Annotated in this window: 9 protein-coding genes; 6 read left to right on the forward strand and 3 right to left on the reverse strand. The window is 70.3% G+C overall.

What is annotated here, in order from left to right:
- Positions 1 to 431 precede the first annotated feature (431 nt).
- Positions 432 to 7,643, forward strand: coding sequence for a polymorphic toxin-type HINT domain-containing protein (locus ABT095_RS27410; protein WP_350532194.1), 7,212 nt, complete (start codon positions 432 to 434; stop codon positions 7,641 to 7,643).
- A gap of 84 nt (positions 7,644 to 7,727) precedes the next feature.
- A complete protein-coding gene (locus ABT095_RS27415; protein WP_350532195.1) occupies positions 7,728 to 8,132 on the forward strand; it encodes a hypothetical protein in 405 nt (134 codons plus the stop codon).
- Between the two features lie 130 nt (positions 8,133 to 8,262).
- Here the strand turns inward: ABT095_RS27415 and ABT095_RS27420 are convergent, their stop codons facing one another.
- Positions 8,263 to 8,550: a hypothetical protein gene (locus ABT095_RS27420; RefSeq protein ID WP_350532196.1), complete on the reverse strand. Its 288-nt coding sequence runs from the start codon at positions 8,548 to 8,550 to the stop codon at positions 8,263 to 8,265.
- A 245-nt stretch (positions 8,551 to 8,795) separates the two neighbouring features.
- On the opposite strand from ABT095_RS27420, the gene ABT095_RS27425 reads away from it, so the two are divergent.
- Complete coding sequence (locus tag ABT095_RS27425) at positions 8,796 to 9,149, forward strand: UBP-type zinc finger domain-containing protein (protein WP_350532197.1); 354 nt, start codon at positions 8,796 to 8,798, stop codon at positions 9,147 to 9,149.
- Between the two features lie 10 nt (positions 9,150 to 9,159).
- On the opposite strand, the gene ABT095_RS27430 is transcribed toward ABT095_RS27425, so the two are convergent.
- Positions 9,160 to 10,122, reverse strand: a complete 963-nt coding sequence (locus tag ABT095_RS27430) for a polysaccharide deacetylase family protein (protein WP_350532198.1) — start codon at positions 10,120 to 10,122, stop codon at positions 9,160 to 9,162.
- 157 nt (positions 10,123 to 10,279) lie between these two features.
- Positions 10,280 to 11,188 carry a phosphotransferase enzyme family protein gene (locus ABT095_RS27435; RefSeq protein WP_350532199.1) on the reverse strand — a complete coding sequence of 303 codons (909 nt, stop codon included), beginning with the start codon at positions 11,186 to 11,188 and terminating at the stop codon, positions 10,280 to 10,282.
- Positions 11,189 to 11,684: 496 nt separating this feature from the next.
- Here ABT095_RS27435 and ABT095_RS27440 point away from each other — a divergent pair, with 496 nt between their 5' ends.
- From ABT095_RS27440 to ABT095_RS27450, 3 genes are all read left to right on the forward strand, one after another.
- Complete coding sequence (locus ABT095_RS27440; protein ID WP_350532200.1) at positions 11,685 to 13,859, forward strand: MMPL family transporter; 2,175 nt, start codon at positions 11,685 to 11,687, stop codon at positions 13,857 to 13,859.
- Positions 13,860 to 14,151: 292 nt separating this feature from the next.
- Entirely contained in the window at positions 14,152 to 14,355 is a 204-nt protein-coding gene (locus ABT095_RS27445; protein WP_104815518.1) for a cold-shock protein, read from the forward strand.
- A 198-nt stretch (positions 14,356 to 14,553) separates the two neighbouring features.
- Positions 14,554 to 16,296: a DEAD/DEAH box helicase gene (locus tag ABT095_RS27450; protein ID WP_350532201.1), complete on the forward strand. Its 1,743-nt coding sequence runs from the start codon at positions 14,554 to 14,556 to the stop codon at positions 16,294 to 16,296.
- Positions 16,297 to 16,459: the final 163 nt, after the last annotated feature.

A 16,459-nucleotide genomic window follows, 5' to 3' on the forward strand; every position in this document is an offset into this window, starting at 1 on the left:
CACTGGTCACCGCGACGGCGACGAACCGCGCTGCGCGCCGGCTCCTCGCTCCCGGTCTCCTCATCTCGGACAAGGTTCTGAAACTGGACATGACGGTCTTTTCGTCCTCCGCGCGCAAGTCCGCGCTCGTGCGGACGTTCGACGGGAACGATGAAGCCTCGTGTAGGGCTAGTCAAATCCGCTGTGACTTATACCGACATGGGCGATATCTCAGCTCATCAGGCGTGAGCGATCTGTGTGGATCGGCCCGGATGGGCCCGTTGTAGGGAGCGCATCAGGTCCGCGCTAGGGTCCTCCCTCGGCAGTCGCCGAGACAGCTGACTGTCTGTCGACAAATCCATTTGGAGAACCTCATGAGGGCTTGGCGTACCCAGACGCCGCTCGCGAGATGGCTGAGAGGAAGACACCCTTGGGTGTCCCTCATAGCCTTCTTGTCCGTTCTGACCACGTTGCTCGTGGCGCCGTCGGTGGAGGCGTGGGCCGCGGCCCGGCCGCACGGCAAGGTGTGGTCGCCGAAGACGCCGTTGACCAGTCAGAAGTCGGTCAAGGGCAAGGATGTGAAGCCGGGTAAGCTCCCGGCGCCGAAGTACCAGGTGCCGGGCGAGTGGAAGCCTTCCGCTCCGGCTGCGCCGGTCGCGGCGGGTGCCGCGACGGTGGCGCTGCCGGACGCCGCTCCGGTGCAGGCCGGTCTGCTGCCGGTGAAGGTGGCGCAGGGCGACCGTGATTCGGTGCGTTCGGTGCGGGTCGAGGTGTCGGGTGCGGAGAAGGGCAAGGCCGCCGGTGTCACCGGTCCGGTCGTGGCGCTGACCGATGCTGACACGTCGTCCGCGAAGCGCAGCGTGAAGGTGGCGCTGGACCTGAAGACGCTTCAGGGTGCCGGCTGGGCGGACCGTGCCAAGCTGGTGGAGCTGCCGGCCTGTGCGCTGACCACGCCGGACCAGGCGGAGTGTCAGAAGCAGACGCCGGTGGCGTCGAGCGTGGACCCGAAGACGGGTGTGCTGACCGCGCAGGTGTCCCTGGCCGGCGCTTCGGCTCCGGCTTCGGCTCCGGTCAAGAGCTCGCTCCAGGACGCGAGCGGCGGCCACGTGGTGCAGGCGTCGTTCGTCCAGGCGGCGACCGCCTCGACCGCGACCGTGCTGGCGGCGACGAGCACCTCGAGTGGCCCGATGGGTGGCTACTCGGCCTCGCCGCTGTCGCCCTCGATGGCCTGGGGCGCCGGCGCGAACGTGGGTAACTTCACCTACTCGTACCCGGTCCAGACCCCGCCGGCCCTGGGCGGGCCCGGTGCGTCGGTCGGGCTGGCGTACGACTCCTCGACCGTGGACGGGAAGACGTCCGCGCAGAACTCGCAGGCCTCCTGGGTCGGTGAGGGCTGGGACTACCAGCCGGGCTTCATCGAGCGCTCCTACCGCTCCTGCGACAAGGACGGCATCACCGGCTCCGGTGACCAGTGCTGGTCCGGCCAGAACGCCTCGCTCAGCCTGGCCGGCCACTCCGGCCGACTGGTCCGTGACGACACGAGCGGTACCTGGCGCCTGCAGGGTGACGACGGTTCGAAGGTCGAGCAGCTGACCGGTGCGGCCAACGAGGCCCGGGGCGGTGAGTACTGGCGCGTGACGACGTCCGACGGTGTTCAGTACTACTTCGGCCAGAACCACCTGCCGGGCGGCAACCACAGCGACCCGGCGACCAACTCGGTGGAGTACGCCCCGGTGTACTCGCCGAAGAGCGGCGACGACTGCTACAACTCCGGTACGGGTAACGGATCCTGGTGCCAGGAGGGCTGGCGGTGGAACCTCGACTACGTCGTGGACCCGCACCAGAACCTGGTCACCTACTCCTACCAGCAGGACCTGAACTACTACTCGCGCGGCGGCGGGCAGAACGGCGGCAGCGGCACGCTGACGCCGTACGTGCGTTCCGCCGAGGTGACGCAGATCGCCTACGGTCAGCGTCTGCCGGAGCAGGTCGCGGCGAACGGCACCGTGAAGCCGGCCGCCAAGGTCCTCTTCTCCACGGTCGAGCGCTGCACCGCCTCGGGTTCGGTGACCTGCACCACCGCGCAGCGTGTGGTGGCGAACCAGTCGAACTGGCCGGACACCCCGCTGGACCAGGCCTGTGCCTCGACGGGTACCTGCACCAACTACTCGCCGTCGTTCTGGTCGCCGCTGATGCTGTCGCAGATCAGCACCCAGGTGCTGGTCGGCTCGGCCTACACCACGGTCGACTCGTGGGCGCTGAACCACAGTTTCCCGGATCCGGGTGACGGGACGAAGCCCTCGCTGTGGCTGTCCTCGATCGTGCGCACGGCCACCAACGGTCAGCCGGCGATCGCGCTTCCGGCGGTCTCCTTCACGGCGCGTGAGCTGGCGAACCGCGTGGACGGGATGGTGCCGGCCGAGCCGGCGTTCAACCGCCCGCGCATCCAGCAGATCACCACCGAGACCGGTGGCAAGATCAATGTGAACTACGCGGACCCGGAGTGTTCGCGGGTCAACAACCACATGCCGTCCTCGGAGGACGGCAACTCGATGGCCTGCATGCCGGTGCACTGGTACCTGCCGGGCTCGTCGTCGCCGGACCCGGTGAACGACTGGTTCAACAAGTACCTGGTCACCTCGGTCACCGAGCAGGACGCCGTCACGGGTTCCACGCTGGTCAAGGCGACCAACTACACGTACGGCGGCGGGGCCGCGTGGCACCGCAACGACGGTGAGTTCACCGACCCCAAGGTGCGTACCTGGGACGACTTCCGGGGCTACCAGACGGTCACCACGACCACCGGTAGCGCCTTCACCGGCGAGGCCCCCAAGACCCAGCAGGTCAACACCTTCCTGCGCGGCATGAACGGCGACGTCCTCGCCAACGGCAGCACGCGCAGCGTCTCCGTCTCCTTCACCCCGTACCCGGGCGCGAGCGCGGTCACCGTCACCGACGACCCGTGGCGCTCGGGCACCTCGCTCGGCGGCCAGACCTACGACCAGGCGGGCGGAAGCGTGCAGAGCGCGTCCTCCACGGTCGGGTCGAGCGACGTGGTGACGGCCACGCACCACCAGCAGAACAGCATGCCGGACCTGGTGGCCCGCTACGGGAGCACCAGTACCACGACGACGGCCTGGTCGAAGCTGTCGAACGGGACGTGGCGGACCGTCACCTCCGTGGCGACCTCCGACTCGGCCCACGCGAACCGTCCGATCCAGGTGGACGACAAGGGCGACGGCACCGCCGCCACCCCGGAGACCTGCGACACGACCAGCTACGCGACCAGCACCAACCCGCTGATGCTCACGCTGGTCTCGGAGGACCGGTCGGTCGTCGGTGCCTGCGGCACCACGCCGAACGCGACCAACACCGTCAAGGACAACCTGACGTTCTACGACGGCAAGGCGTTCGGTCAGGCCGGTGCGACGGCCGATGTGACGAGCACTCAGGCGATCGACTCGTACGACGGCAGCGGCAACGCGCACTTCACGCTGCTGACCACCGAGTCGTTCGACGTCTACGGCCGTCCGACCACGATCGCGGGCCCGGACGGTGCGGCCACCACCACGGTGTTCACCCCGGTAACCGGTGCCCTGCCCACCAAGTCCACGATCACCGGCCCGATGGGCGCGACCTGGACCACCACGCAGACCTTCGACCCCGGTCGTAACCTGCCGCTGGTCTCGACCGACCCGAACGGGCGCTTCACGACCAAGCAGTACGACGCCCTCGGGCGGCTGACCGCGGTGTGGCAGCCGGACCGCGCGACCAACCTGAGCGCGAACTACAAGTTCTCGTACGCGGTCAACGGCGTGACCGGCCCCTCGACGGTGACTTCCCAGGCCATCAACGAGGACGGCTCGTACCAGACCAAGAACGAGCTCTACGACGGTCTGGGCCGTCTGCGCCAGACGCAGACCACCCCCGCGACCGGCGGCGCCGGGCGTCTGGTCACCGACCAGGTGTACGACTCGCACGGCTGGGTGATCAAGACCGCCGCGCCGTACTACGACGCCGCGAACCAGCCGAACGGGACGATCTACGGTCCGCAGGACTCGCAGGTCCCCGCGCAGGACTGGATCACCTACGACGGCATGGGCCGCAAGGTGACGGACGCGTTCATGTCCTACGCCCAGCAGCAGTGGGTCTCCACCACCGCCTACCCGGGCGCGGACCGGGTCGACGCCACCCCGCCGCAGGGCGGCGCGCCGACCACCACCTTCACCGACGCCCGTGGCCGCACCACCCAGCGGTGGCAGTACCACGGCAGCACCCCGACCGGTGTCGCCGCTGACGCGGACATCACCACGTACGGATACACGGCCACCGGGAAGCCGGCGACCCGCAAGGACTCCTCGGGCAACACGTGGTCGTACACCTACGACCTGCGGGACCGTCAGACCTCGGTGACCGACCCGGACTCGGGCATCAGCAGCACCACGTACGACGTGGACTCGCGGGTCGCGACGACCACGGACGCCAAGAACAACACGCTGGCGTACTCGTACGACGTGCTGGGCCGCAAGACGGGTCTGTACACCGGGAGCGTCTCCACGGCGAACCAGCTCGCGGGCTGGACGTACGACTCGGTGGCGAGCGGCAAGGGTCAGCTGGCCTCCTCGACCCGCTACGTGGGCGGTGCGAGTGGCAAGGCGTACACCCAGTCGGTGACCGGGTACGACGCGATGTACCGGGTGCTGGGCACCAGCGTGGTCATCCCCGGTGGTACCGGCGGTGAGGGCGCTCTCGCCAACACCTACACCACGAGCAACGTCTACACGCCGGTGCTCGGTTCGCTGGACCACACCAACCTGCCGGCCGTGGGCGGTCTGCCCGCGGAGGAGGTCGACTACCTCTACTCCACCACCGGCCTGCTGATGGCCTCGGGTGGCAACAGCACCCTGGTCACGGACGTCCAGTACGACGCCGTGGGCCGCCCGACCCGCACGACCGTGGGTGACTACGGCACGCAGGTCGTCTCGACCCAGCAGTACGACTGGGCCACCGGGCGGGTCACCAACTCGTTCCTGGACCGCCAGACCGGCACCACCTCGCTCGACCAGACCAGCTACACCTACAACCCGGCCGGTCAGATCACCTCGGTGAAGGACCTGCAGAACGCCTCGGCGACCGACCTGCAGTGCTTCACCTACGACTACCTCGGCCGGGTCACGACCGCCTGGACCGACACCGCGGGCACCTCCACCCGGTCGGCCCCGTCCGTCCCGGGCATCGGCGGCTGCAACAACGCGAACGGTCCGACGACTGCCGTCCCGCCGAGCGTCGGCGGCCCGGCACCGTACTGGCAGTCCTACGGCTACGACGCCACCGGCAACCGGACCTCGCTGGTGCAGCACGACGTCACCGGCAACACCGCCAACGACAGCACCACCACCCAGACCTTCAACCCGGCGGGCACGGTCAACACCACGACCAACCTGCCGAACACGGGTGGCGGCACCGGCGGCCCGCACGCACTGATGTCGACCTCCACCAAGTCGGCCTCCGGCACCGCGGTCACCAGCTACCAGTACGACCAGCTGGGCAACACCACCAAGGTCACCGACACCACCGGTACCGTCACTCTCGCCTGGAACGGCGAGGACAGGCTCGACTCCGTCACCAAGAGCGGCCAGACCCCGGGCACGTCGTACCTGTACGACGCGGACGGCAACCAGCTGCTGCGCAAGGACCCGGGCAAGACCACGCTCAACCTCGGCGCGGACGAGCTCACCCTCGACACCTCGGTGCCGAACGGCTCGATGACCGATGTCCGCTACTACGGTTCGCCGGGCGGCATCTCCATCACCCGGGTCACCACCGCCACCGGCGGCGGCAGCCTGGTCTACCAGTGCGCCGACCCGCACGGCACCAACGGTGTGCAGATCGGCACCGACGCCGCGCAGACGGTGACCCGCCGGGCCACCGACCCGTTCGGCAACCCGCGCGGCACCCAGCCCGCGGCCGGGAGCTGGTCGGGTGACAAGGGCTTCGTCGGCGGCACCAAGGACGACGCCACCGGGCTGACCAACCTCGGTGCCCGCGAGTACGACCCCGCCCACGGCCGCTTCCTCAACCCCGATCCACTGCTCGTCGAGGGCGACCCGCAGCAGTGGAACGGCTACGCCTACAGCGACAACAACCCGATCAACAGCAGCGACCCGGCCGGCACCTACCCGGTCGCCGACAGCAGCGGCGGCGACTCGGCGGCAGCCAACCGCGATGCGGCCTGCAGCCCGTTCGCCCGCTCCTGCAACAGCGGTGGCGGCGGCGGTGGTGGCGGCGGTGGCGACTCCACCGGGTGCGCGGGCATCAACTACGCGCCCCCGTGCCTCCCGCCGGCGACCACCACCACCAACGGTGCCGGCTCCGGCGGAAACACCGGCAAGGCCAACACCGGCAACTCCCGTGGCACCAAGAAGTGCGGGGACTGGACCTCATGGGACGGTCTCAGCTGCCACACCAGCAACGGACTCAAGCGGACGCAGAACTTCACCACCGACCACCCGGTCGTGCGTGAGGTCATCGTCTCGGCCGCCGCGTTCGGTACCGGTCTGATGTGTTACGGGGGCGGGGCGGCCGGTGCGATCGAGACCGGCGGCGCCAGTGCCGTAGCGGCGGTGGCCGGTTGTGGTGCCGCGGTCGGTGCGGTCAGCTCCGGTCTGAACAACATGCTCGACGGGAACGCCGACCACTCCGCAAAGGGGCAGTTGGCCGCCGAGGTCAACGGAGCTGTCCAGGGCGCCAGCCAGGCGGTCATGGACATGGTCGCCCCTGAGGCGGCGCTGGTTGCCGGTGGTGGATGCAACAGCTTCCCGGCCGGCACGCTCGTCCTGCTCGCAGATGGCACGACCAAGGCCATCGACCAGCTGACCACCAACGACGAGGTCACGGCCACCGACCCGCAGACCGGTGCAACTGCCGCGAAGCAGATCGTTGCGACCGTCGTCGGCCACCATGACGAGGAGTTCACCAACCTCACGCTCGCCGACGTCTCGGCGGGGTCATCGCCGGGATCTGACGAGCATGCGACGCCCGGCTATCTGACGGTCACCCAGCACCACCCGTTCTGGGAGGTCAAGTCCCACCGTTGGGTGGATGCCGCAGACCTGAAGGCCGGTGACCAGCTCCGTCTGCCCGACGGCAGCACGGTCACTGTCGGGTCGGTCCACAACTACACGACCGCCCCGCAGAGTGCGTACAACCTCACCGTTGACCAGCTCCACACGTACTACGTGCTGGCGGGGGCCACACCGGTACTCGTCCACAACGGCTGCCCGACTCAGATCCCGTACAACAGCACGGAGCTGGGCAACATGGCGTACAAGGCACGCACGGCGGCGGGCATCAGCACTGGGCGAAACGTCGCTGTTGCTCGCGTCCCCGGATGGAACAGTCCGAGGACGGGCGACCTGGTGGTCGGCTTCAGCAAGGGTGACGGATATCATTCCGAGAATCATATCTTTGATCAACTTGCGGCCAAGGGATTCAATCCCTCTCACATCACGGAGCTCTACAGTGAGCGGTCTCCGTGTGACGTGTGCCAGCCCATGCTGAATGAGCACCTGACCCCTGGTACGCCTGTGACATACTCGGTGCCGCATGGCCCCGGGTCCGGTGACCTGCTCTGGGCTCTTATCCAGAGAGTTCGCGGCTACTAGAACAATGAACTGACACGGGGCCGCGGGCGGGCGGCCGTGCGCGGCCCCGTGTTGTCGTCCGGTCTAGATGTTTGGGGATGCCGAGTGTTTGACTTTCTTCGGGCTTCTGATGAGGTAATTGATCAGCGTCGCCAGCTGGCAGCGCAGGTGTGCGAGGCGCTTGGCCTGGCCGGCGTGCCGTCCCGTGTCGCATCGGACGGCGCGGGCAGGCCGGCCGGTGCCGAGGTCGAGGTCGACGGGGCTGCTGACGAGGCGGGTGGCGTCTATGTGAACTGGAGGCCGGATCCCAAGCTCTCCGAAGCCGTTATGGAGTCTGCCCTGGCAGGTCGGACCACGGATCCCGCAGTTCGACTTTCCGAAGCTTTTTCCGGATTCATGCGCGATGCGATGGTCGGCATCCTTCGGGAGTCCGGCTTCGCGGTGGAACCCTTCAACGATCCCGATATGCGACCGCCGGCGGTTCGAGTCCTGGGCCGAGAAGTTCCGTAGGTCTTGCATTGTGGAGAAGTGAACCGCGGGGCCCCGTCGGCATAGTGCCTGACGGGGCCCCGCGGTCTTTGTCGGATCGGAATCCGCTTCTCGAGCCGGCTGCAGCCCAGGGGCTGTTGGCTGTCTGGGCTCAGCCCTTGAGGAGGGTGGCCACGACTGCGGCGACGGCGAGGTAGACGACGGCGGTGGTCAGGACGACGCCCGCCATGAGGGTGGCCTTGAGGGGGGTGGCGAAGGGGGCCTTGGCGACCTTGACGTTGGCGAGCAGGCCGAGGGCGCCGAAGACGCCGCCGATCGCTCCGCCGATGAAGAGGAGGGCCAGCGGGAGCAGGGCGAGGAGCATCTGCCAGGGGGCGAGCCCGTCGAGGATGTTCTTGCGGGGCTGCTTGAGCGGCGTGACCGGCGAGGGCTTGGGCATGATCGTCCTTCGGCGGCGTGGCGGTGAGCTTGCGGGAAGCCGCGCTGCCGACACGCTGTGGTGGTTCGGGGGGACTCCGGGGAGTGTGCTCGTACGAGCGTGCGGGAGTCTAGCCCGGCGGGAACTGGCTTGAAACAGTCGGTGATGGCCGAAACCGAACCGTGTCCGGCATGGCGCGGCACCCGGGCGCCGGCGAGAGGCCGTGGCAGCATGCAAGCCGGTGCCGACGGTCAGGGAGGAAGCCGATGTCACAGGCCATCGAGGGGATCGATCCGGCCGTGCCGCCCAGCGGGCCGGGCTGTGCGGAGTGCGAGGCGGTGCAGGGCTGGTGGGTGCATCTGCGCCGTTGCGCCCAGTGCGGGCACGTCGGCTGCTGTGACACCTCGCCGGCGCAGCACGCCTCCCGGCACTTCGCCGAGACGGGGCACCCGTTCATCCGTAGCTACGAGCCGGGCGAGGACTGGTACTGGGACTACCGCACCGAGGAGATGTACGGCGAGGGGCCGGAGCTGGCGGAGCCTCAGCACCACCCGGAGGAGCAGCCGACGCCCGGCCCGCGCGGGCGGGTCCCGCTCGACTGGCGGGACCACATCCACTGACGGGACTGGATCAGGCAGCGGGGAAGTCGAAGGTGTAGCCCTGGGCGACGAGCCAGGGGAGGAGCTGCTTCAGGGCGGCCACGGTCTGCGAGCGGTCGCCGCCGCCGTCGTGCATCAGGACCACGCCGCCGGGGTGGAGTTGGTGCTGGACGGCCGTGACGATGGCGGGCACGCCGGGGCGGGACCAGTCGCGCGGGTCGACGGTCCAGCCGAGCGGCCGCATGCCGTCCTGAGCGGAGATCAGGTCGCTCTCGGTGCTGAAGTCCCCGCCGGGGGCGCGGAACCAGGTGACCTTGGTGCCCGGCCCGCCCGCCTGGACGATCATGTCCTTGGCAGCGTCGATCTCGTACGTCTGCTTGTCGTGCGGCAGGGTGTGCAGCGGCTGCGGGTGGTGCACGGTGTGGTCGCAGAGGCGGTGGCCGCCGGCCAGGATGCGCTGCACCAGGGCGGGGTTGGCGCTCGCCTGGGTGCCGATCTCGCAGAAGGTGGCGTGCACGCCGTACTGGGCGAGCAGGTCGAGGACCTGTCCGGTGGCCGGGCCGGGGCCGTCGTCGAAGGTGAGCGCCACGGTGCGGCCGCCGGAGGCGGTGGAGTGCACCACCGAGGTGGGTACACCGGGCGGCGGGCCCTGGGGCGGGGTCTGGGACGGGGTCTGCGACGCCCCGGCGGGGGAGCTCGGGGCGGAGGGCGTGGTGGGGCGCGCGGCCGAGTGGTCGGCGGAGGGCGACGGCCGGTGCGAGGGGGTGCCGCTCGGGGAGGCGGCGTCCTGGTCCGGGACGGCGGCGGAGGAGGAGGCGGCGGCGGAGCTCGGGGAGCTCGAACTGCTGGAGGCGCTCGGCGAGCTGGGGGAGGAGGAGGCGAGCACCGATCCCTGGGCCGCCCCGCAGCCCACCACCAGTGCGGGCGCGAGCACCGCGGCCAACCCGCCCAGCACGGCTCGGCCCAGCGGGGATCGGTGGGGGCGTATCGGCATCGCTGCTGCTCCTGACGGTATGGGGCCGACCGGTCTTCTGCTGGGTGAGACGCGGCCGTCGGGGCGCCGGTTCCGTACAGCAGTACGGGCCCCGGCCACTGCCAAGGGTTGCGGAGAACGCCCCACCCGGGCAAGGAGATCCACACCACTCGCCGGGTCAGAACGGGTACCAGCGGACTTCGGTGGCGCCCTCGCGCAGCGAGCCGACCCGGCGGGCGAACTCCGCTCCGGCCGCCGGGTTGCCCGGCGCCTGCTGGGCGACCCAGCAGGCGCTGGCCGTCTCCCGGGCCCCGCGCAGCACGGCGAAGCCGGGCCACTCGCGCACGTCCCACCCGTACGCCGCCGTGAAGGCCGCGTACTCCTCGGCGGGTACGCCGTAGCGGTCCTGGCTGAGGGCGAGGACGACCAGGTCGTGCTCGCGCAGGTCGTCGGCGACGGTCTCGAGGTCCAGCAGGACGGGCCCGTCGGGGCCGAGGTGCACGTTGCGCGGCAGAGCGTCGCCGTGGATCACGCCGGGCGGCAGGGCCGGGGTGAGCTCGGCCAGCGCGGCGGCGTACTCGGTGCGGCGGGCGCGCAGGAAGGCGGTGTCGGCCGGGTCGAGGTGGCCCTCGGCGCTCGCCAGCCAGCGGTCGACCGGGGCGAGCAGGTCGCGGCGGCCGAGCGCGAACGGCGGCGCCGGCAGCCGGTGCAGGGCCCGCAGGAGGGGCGCCAGGTCGGCGGACTTCGCGGGGCGGACGGCCACGGGCAGCCGGTGCCAGAAGGTGACGGGGTGCCCCTCGACGGTGCGGGGCTCCGGTCGGTACGGTCGAGGGGCCGGTACGCCCTGCCCGGCCAGCCAGTGCGCCACCGCGAGCTCCCGCCCGGCCCGCCCGGCGACCTCCGGCCCCCGGCCGATCTTGACCACCACGGCCGGATCGCCCAGGTCGAGCACGGCGTTCTCCCCGAGCGCGAGCAGCCGGGCCCCGGCGGGCTCGGGCAGCTCCGCAGCCCTGCAGGCCGCGGCCAGCAGGGCCCGGGCGCGGGTCTCGTCGAAGATCCGGGGCGGGGTGGGGTGCGCGTTGCTCATGATCAGCATCATGGCAGCGGTCCGGGCGCAGGGGCGGCGGCGTAGCGGGCGCGGCGCGGTGGCGCGGTGCGGTGGCTCGGTGCGCGCGGCGTGGCGGCTCGGGCACGGGTCGTACGGGTTCATAGGGGTCGTAGGGGCTTTCCCCGATGCCGTCCCACCTCGTCTCCTTCTCGTAGGAGAGGTCGGATCCACCCTGAGGGGGAGGCGTCTCCACCCGGAGTACGAGGCGCCGAGCGCGGTGCCCGGGTCAGGATGGTCCCGGGCCCGTCAAGGGTCTTCGGGGGCGTCCCCGCCGGGCCGGAAGGCCCGGCGGGCTCGAGTGTCCGAGGTGCGGGGGTAGCTTGCCGGGCGGCAAGCAAGTTCCGGATAGGATGCTCACACTTACTTACCTGCCGACCGGCTAAGGGGCTGCACAGCCCTGCCCCGGTCCAGCCGTAGCCCGGCTTTCCCGTCCCCCCAGGGCCGCGGTGAACCATGCCCAGGAGGCACAACGAGCATGTTCCACCGAATCGGACACTTCGTCGTCAAGCGCGCCTGGTGGGTGATCATCGCCTGGGTGGTCGCCGCCATAGCCATCATCGGCAGTGCGCCCACGCTGACCGCGCAGACGGACGAGAGCAGCTTCCTGCCCCGGCACTACGAGTCGATCCAGGCCTCGATGGTGCAGGAGAAGGCCTTCCCGGCCAGCTTCACGCCCGCCGCGATCCTCGAGTTCGAGCGCACCGACGGCGGCAAGCTGACCGCCGCCGACCAGGCCGACATGAACAAGGTCGTCCAGGGCCTGACCGACAAGCACATCGCGAAGGTCGAGAAGATCCTTCCGGTCGGCCCGCAGTCGATCTCCAAGGACGGCAAGTACGCGCTCTCCATGATCGGCATGGAGAAGGGCTCCGTGCAGAAGCCCGAGGCGGCCGACACCGCCAAGGCGCTGCGCGAGGGTGCCAAGGAGCTGGCCCAGGGCACTGCGCTCAAGGCCCAGCTCGGCGGCCAGGTCGCGCAGAACCTCGACCAGCAGGACTCCTCCAAGCTGGCCAACGCGCTCATCGGCATCGGCACCATCGTCATCATCCTGCTGACGCTCGGGATCATCTTCCGCAGCCCGATCATCGCGCTGCTGCCGATCCTCTCGATCTTCGTCTACTCGATGGTGGCCAACGGCCTGATCGCGGACGCCTCCAAGGCCTTCGGCCTCAAGGCCGACAACTCGGTCTCGGCGATCCTGATCATCGTGCTGTTCGGTGTCGGCACCGACTACTTCCTCTTCCTGATGTTCCGCTACCGCGAGCGGCTGCGCGCCGGTGACGACCGTAAGACCGCGGTGGTCAACGCCGTCGGCCGGGTCGGCGAGGCGATCACCTCCGCCGCCGGTGCCGTCATCGTGGCCTTCAGCGTGCTGATCCTCTCCAGCCTCGGCATGTTCAAGGCGCTCGGCCCCTCGCTGGCCATCGCCGTCGGCGTCACCGCGATCGCCTCGGTCACGCTGGTGCCCGCGATCCTCTCCCTGATCCCCGAGAAGGTGCTGTTCTGGCCGTCCAAGGCCTGGCAGCGCGAGCCGAAGAACGCCCGGTTCGCCGCGCTCGGCCGCGCCGTGGAGCGCAAGCCGGCGCTGGTCGCGCTCGTCTCCGGCGGGCTGCTGGTGGTCTTCTCGCTGGGTGCGCTCGGCTACCAGGGCACTTTCGACCTGGCCTCCGGCTCGATGCCGAAGACCAAGGAGTCGATGGTCGTCCAGAACACCCTGATGGACGCCTTCTCGGCGGGTGCGGCCGACCCGAGCCACGTCTACGTCGCCACCACGCAGGACGGTGCCAAGCTCGACCCGGCGGCCCTGAGCGGGTACATCGCCGAGCTGGGCAAGGTGGACGGCGTCGCCCAGGTCGCGCCCAAGCCGACCATGAGCGCCGACGGCACCACGGCCGACATCACCGTGATGCTCAAGGACGCCCCGGCCACCAACGCGGCCATCGACACCATCGACGGTCTGCGCAAGGTCGCGCACGGCTCGGCGCCCGAGGGCACCAAGGCGTACGTCGGCGGCATCACGTCCATCTACAAGGACATCAACACCGCGATGGCCCGGGACTACTCGGTGGTCTTCCCGATCGCGGCCCTGCTGATCATGGTCATCCTCGGCCTGCTGCTGCGCAGCGTCGTCGCCCCCTGGTACCTGATGGCGGCCGTCGGCCTCGGCTTCGGCGCCACCGTGGGTGCGACCAGCCTGCTGTTCCAGCACGTGCAGCACGAGGCCGGTCTGATGTTCATGCTGCCGATGTTCATCTACCTCTTCGTGGTGGCGATCGGCACCGACTACAACATCCTGATGATCGCCCGGCTCCGCGAGGAGGCGGCCGAGGGCCGCAGCCCGCGCGAGGCGGCCAGCCTGGCCGTCCGGCACGGCGGTCCGACCGTCGCGGCGGCGGGCTCCATCCTGGCCGCGACCTTCGGCACCATGCTCCTGGCCGGCAACTCGCTGTTCAGCGAGATCGGCTTCTCGGTGGCCTTCGGCATCGCCGTCTCGGCCTTCGTGATGTCGCTCTTCTTCACCCCGGCGCTCACCGCGCTGCTCGGCCGCGCCGCCTGGTGGCCCGGCCACGGTGACGTCGCCGGTCACGACGGGGTGCCCGCACCGAAGGCCGTCCAGGACGACCGGCTGGAGCCGGCCGGCCGCGGCTGACGCAGGCTGACCCGAACGGGGGCACACGGTGAATTCGCCGTGTGCCCCCTTCGGCGCTCCGGTAAACCGGCCCGGGCCAGATGTGGTGAGTGAAACTTTTCCGATCACTGGCGGCGCCGCCGTGCTACAGTCGAGTCAGTTGCAGTTTTGGTTCCCATGAACGTACGTGTGCGCCTGCTGGTACCAACCAACAGGCGCATTTGTTTTGTCCGGTGTTTTGTCTCCGGATGGGGATCGCGGCTACTTGGGGTCCACGAGGTGTGGGCACCATGCCCCTGAGAAGGAGACGGTTATGGCTACCGGCGTCGTGAAGTGGTTCAACAGCGAAAAGGGCTTCGGCTTCATCGAGCAGGAGGGTGGCGGCCCGGACGTCTTCGCCCACTACTCGAACATCAACGCTCAGGGCTTCCGTGAGCTCGTTGAGGGCCAGCACGTCGAGTTCGACGTCACCCAGGGCCAGAAGGGCCCGCAGGCCGAGAACATCCGCGTCATCTGAGTCCAGCTTCCCAGCTGACTCACGTCGCGTAGCGAGGGCCCGTACCGCACGGTGCGGGCCCTCGCCCATGCCGCCGCACGGCCGAGGCGGCACCTCCTCCTGTCGGCCGACCCCGCCCCCAGCCACCGCTCGGGGCTCCCTTGGTCCATCGCCACCGCAGTCCGGTGGCCGTCGGCCGATCAGGAAAGAGATTTCTGCATGTCAGATCAGGCACGCCCGCAGCGCGACCGTTCCGCAGGCCGTGGCCAGAGTGCCGGTGGCCGCACCGGCGGAGGCCAGGCAGGCAGCAGCCAGGGTGGCCGTGGCCGCGCCCGCTCCGGTGCCGCGAGCAGCAACGGCGGCTTCAGTGACGCCCAGCGCCGCAGTGGCACCAGCAAGGGCGGCCTGCGCAGCGCCGGTGGCGCCCGTGGCCGCTCCCCGCGTGAGCGCGCCGTCGAGGCGCCCGAGGACTTCACCGTCGTCGAGGGCACCCCGCCCCGGCCGCCGGCCGCGACCTTCGCCGAGCTGGAGATGCCCAAGGGCCTGCTCTCCGCGCTGACCCGCGAGGGCGTCACCGAGCCGTTCCCGATCCAGTCGGCCACCCTGCCGGACTCGATCGCCGGACGCGACGTGCTCGGCCGTGGCCGGACCGGCTCGGGCAAGACGCTGGCCTTCGGCCTCTCGGTGCTCACCCGCACGGCCGGCAAGCGCGCCGACGCGCGGCGCCCGCTGGCGCTCGTCCTGGTGCCGACCCGCGAGCTGGCCCAGCAGGTCACCGAGGCGCTGACCCCGTACGCGACCGCCGTGAACCTGCGGATCGCCACCGTGGTCGGCGGTATGTCGATCACCCGGCAGGCCAACGCCGTGCGCCGCGGCGCCGAGGTGCTGGTGGCCACCCCGGGCCGGCTGGACGACCTGATCGGCCGGGGCGACGTGCACCTGGACCAGGTGCAGATCACCGTCCTGGACGAGGCCGACCAGATGGCCGACATGGGCTTCCTGCCGCAGGTCACCAAGCTGCTCGAGCAGGTCGCCGAGGGCGGGCAGCGGATGCTGTTCTCCGCCACCCTGGACAAGAACGTGGACCGCCTGGTGCGGCGCTTCCTGACCGACCCGGTCACCCACTCGGTGGACCCGTCGGCCGGTGCGGTGACCACCATGGACCACCACGTGCTCCAGCTCGACCCGGCCGACAAGGCTTCGGCCACGGCGCACATCGCCTCCCGTGACGGGCGCCTGATCATGTTCGTGCACACCAAGCACGGCGCCGACCGCCTGGCCAAGCAGCTGCTGGCCGCGGGCGTACGCGCGGCGGCGCTGCACGGCGGCAAGTCGCAGCCGCAGCGCAACCGGGTGCTCGACCAGTTCCGCGACGGGCAGGTCACCGCGCTGATCGCCACGAACGTCGCGGCCCGCGGCATCCACATCGACGGCCTGGACATGGTCGTCAACGTGGACCCGCCGATCGACCACAAGGACTACCTGCACCGCGGCGGCCGCACGGCCCGCGCCGGGGAGTCGGGCACCGTGGTCACCCTGGTGCTGCCGGAGCAGCGCCGTGAGGTCAGCCGCCTGATGACGGTGGCGGGCATCCGCCCGACCACCACCAAGATCCGCCCGGGCGACGCCGAGCTGTCCCGGATCACCGGCGCCCGTACGCCCTCGGGCGTCGCCGTGACCATCGCCCTGCCGCCGGCCCCGCCGGCGCCGGCCGCCGCCGAGGGGGCGCCCAAGCGCCGCCGCCCGGCCAAGCGCTCGGGCCTGCCCACCGACGTGGACATGAACGGCAACCCGCGCCGCCCCCGCCCCAAGCAGCGGATCGGCGGCGGCAGCGGCGAGGGCGGTGGCCGCCGGACGGCCGCCGGCTTCATCGGCAAGTCCGCGGGTGGTGCCAAGCCGGGCTCGGGCTCGCGCAGCGGTTCCAACTACGGCACCGGGCGCCAGCGCCGCAAGGCCGACTGAGACGCTGTCAGCTCCTGGAATTCACCGGGGCGTCGGATCTTCGTGATCCGGCGCCCCGGTGGCGTTTTCGGAGCCGTTCGCCGAGGCGGCGATCCGGCGAACTGGCAATCGAATTGACTCTTTGCCAAGTCATGGGTTTCATATGACCTGACCATTGGCAAGG

This window comes from Kitasatospora sp. NPDC002227, from assembly GCF_040296285.1.
Lineage (GTDB): Bacteria > Actinomycetota > Actinomycetes > Streptomycetales > Streptomycetaceae > Kitasatospora.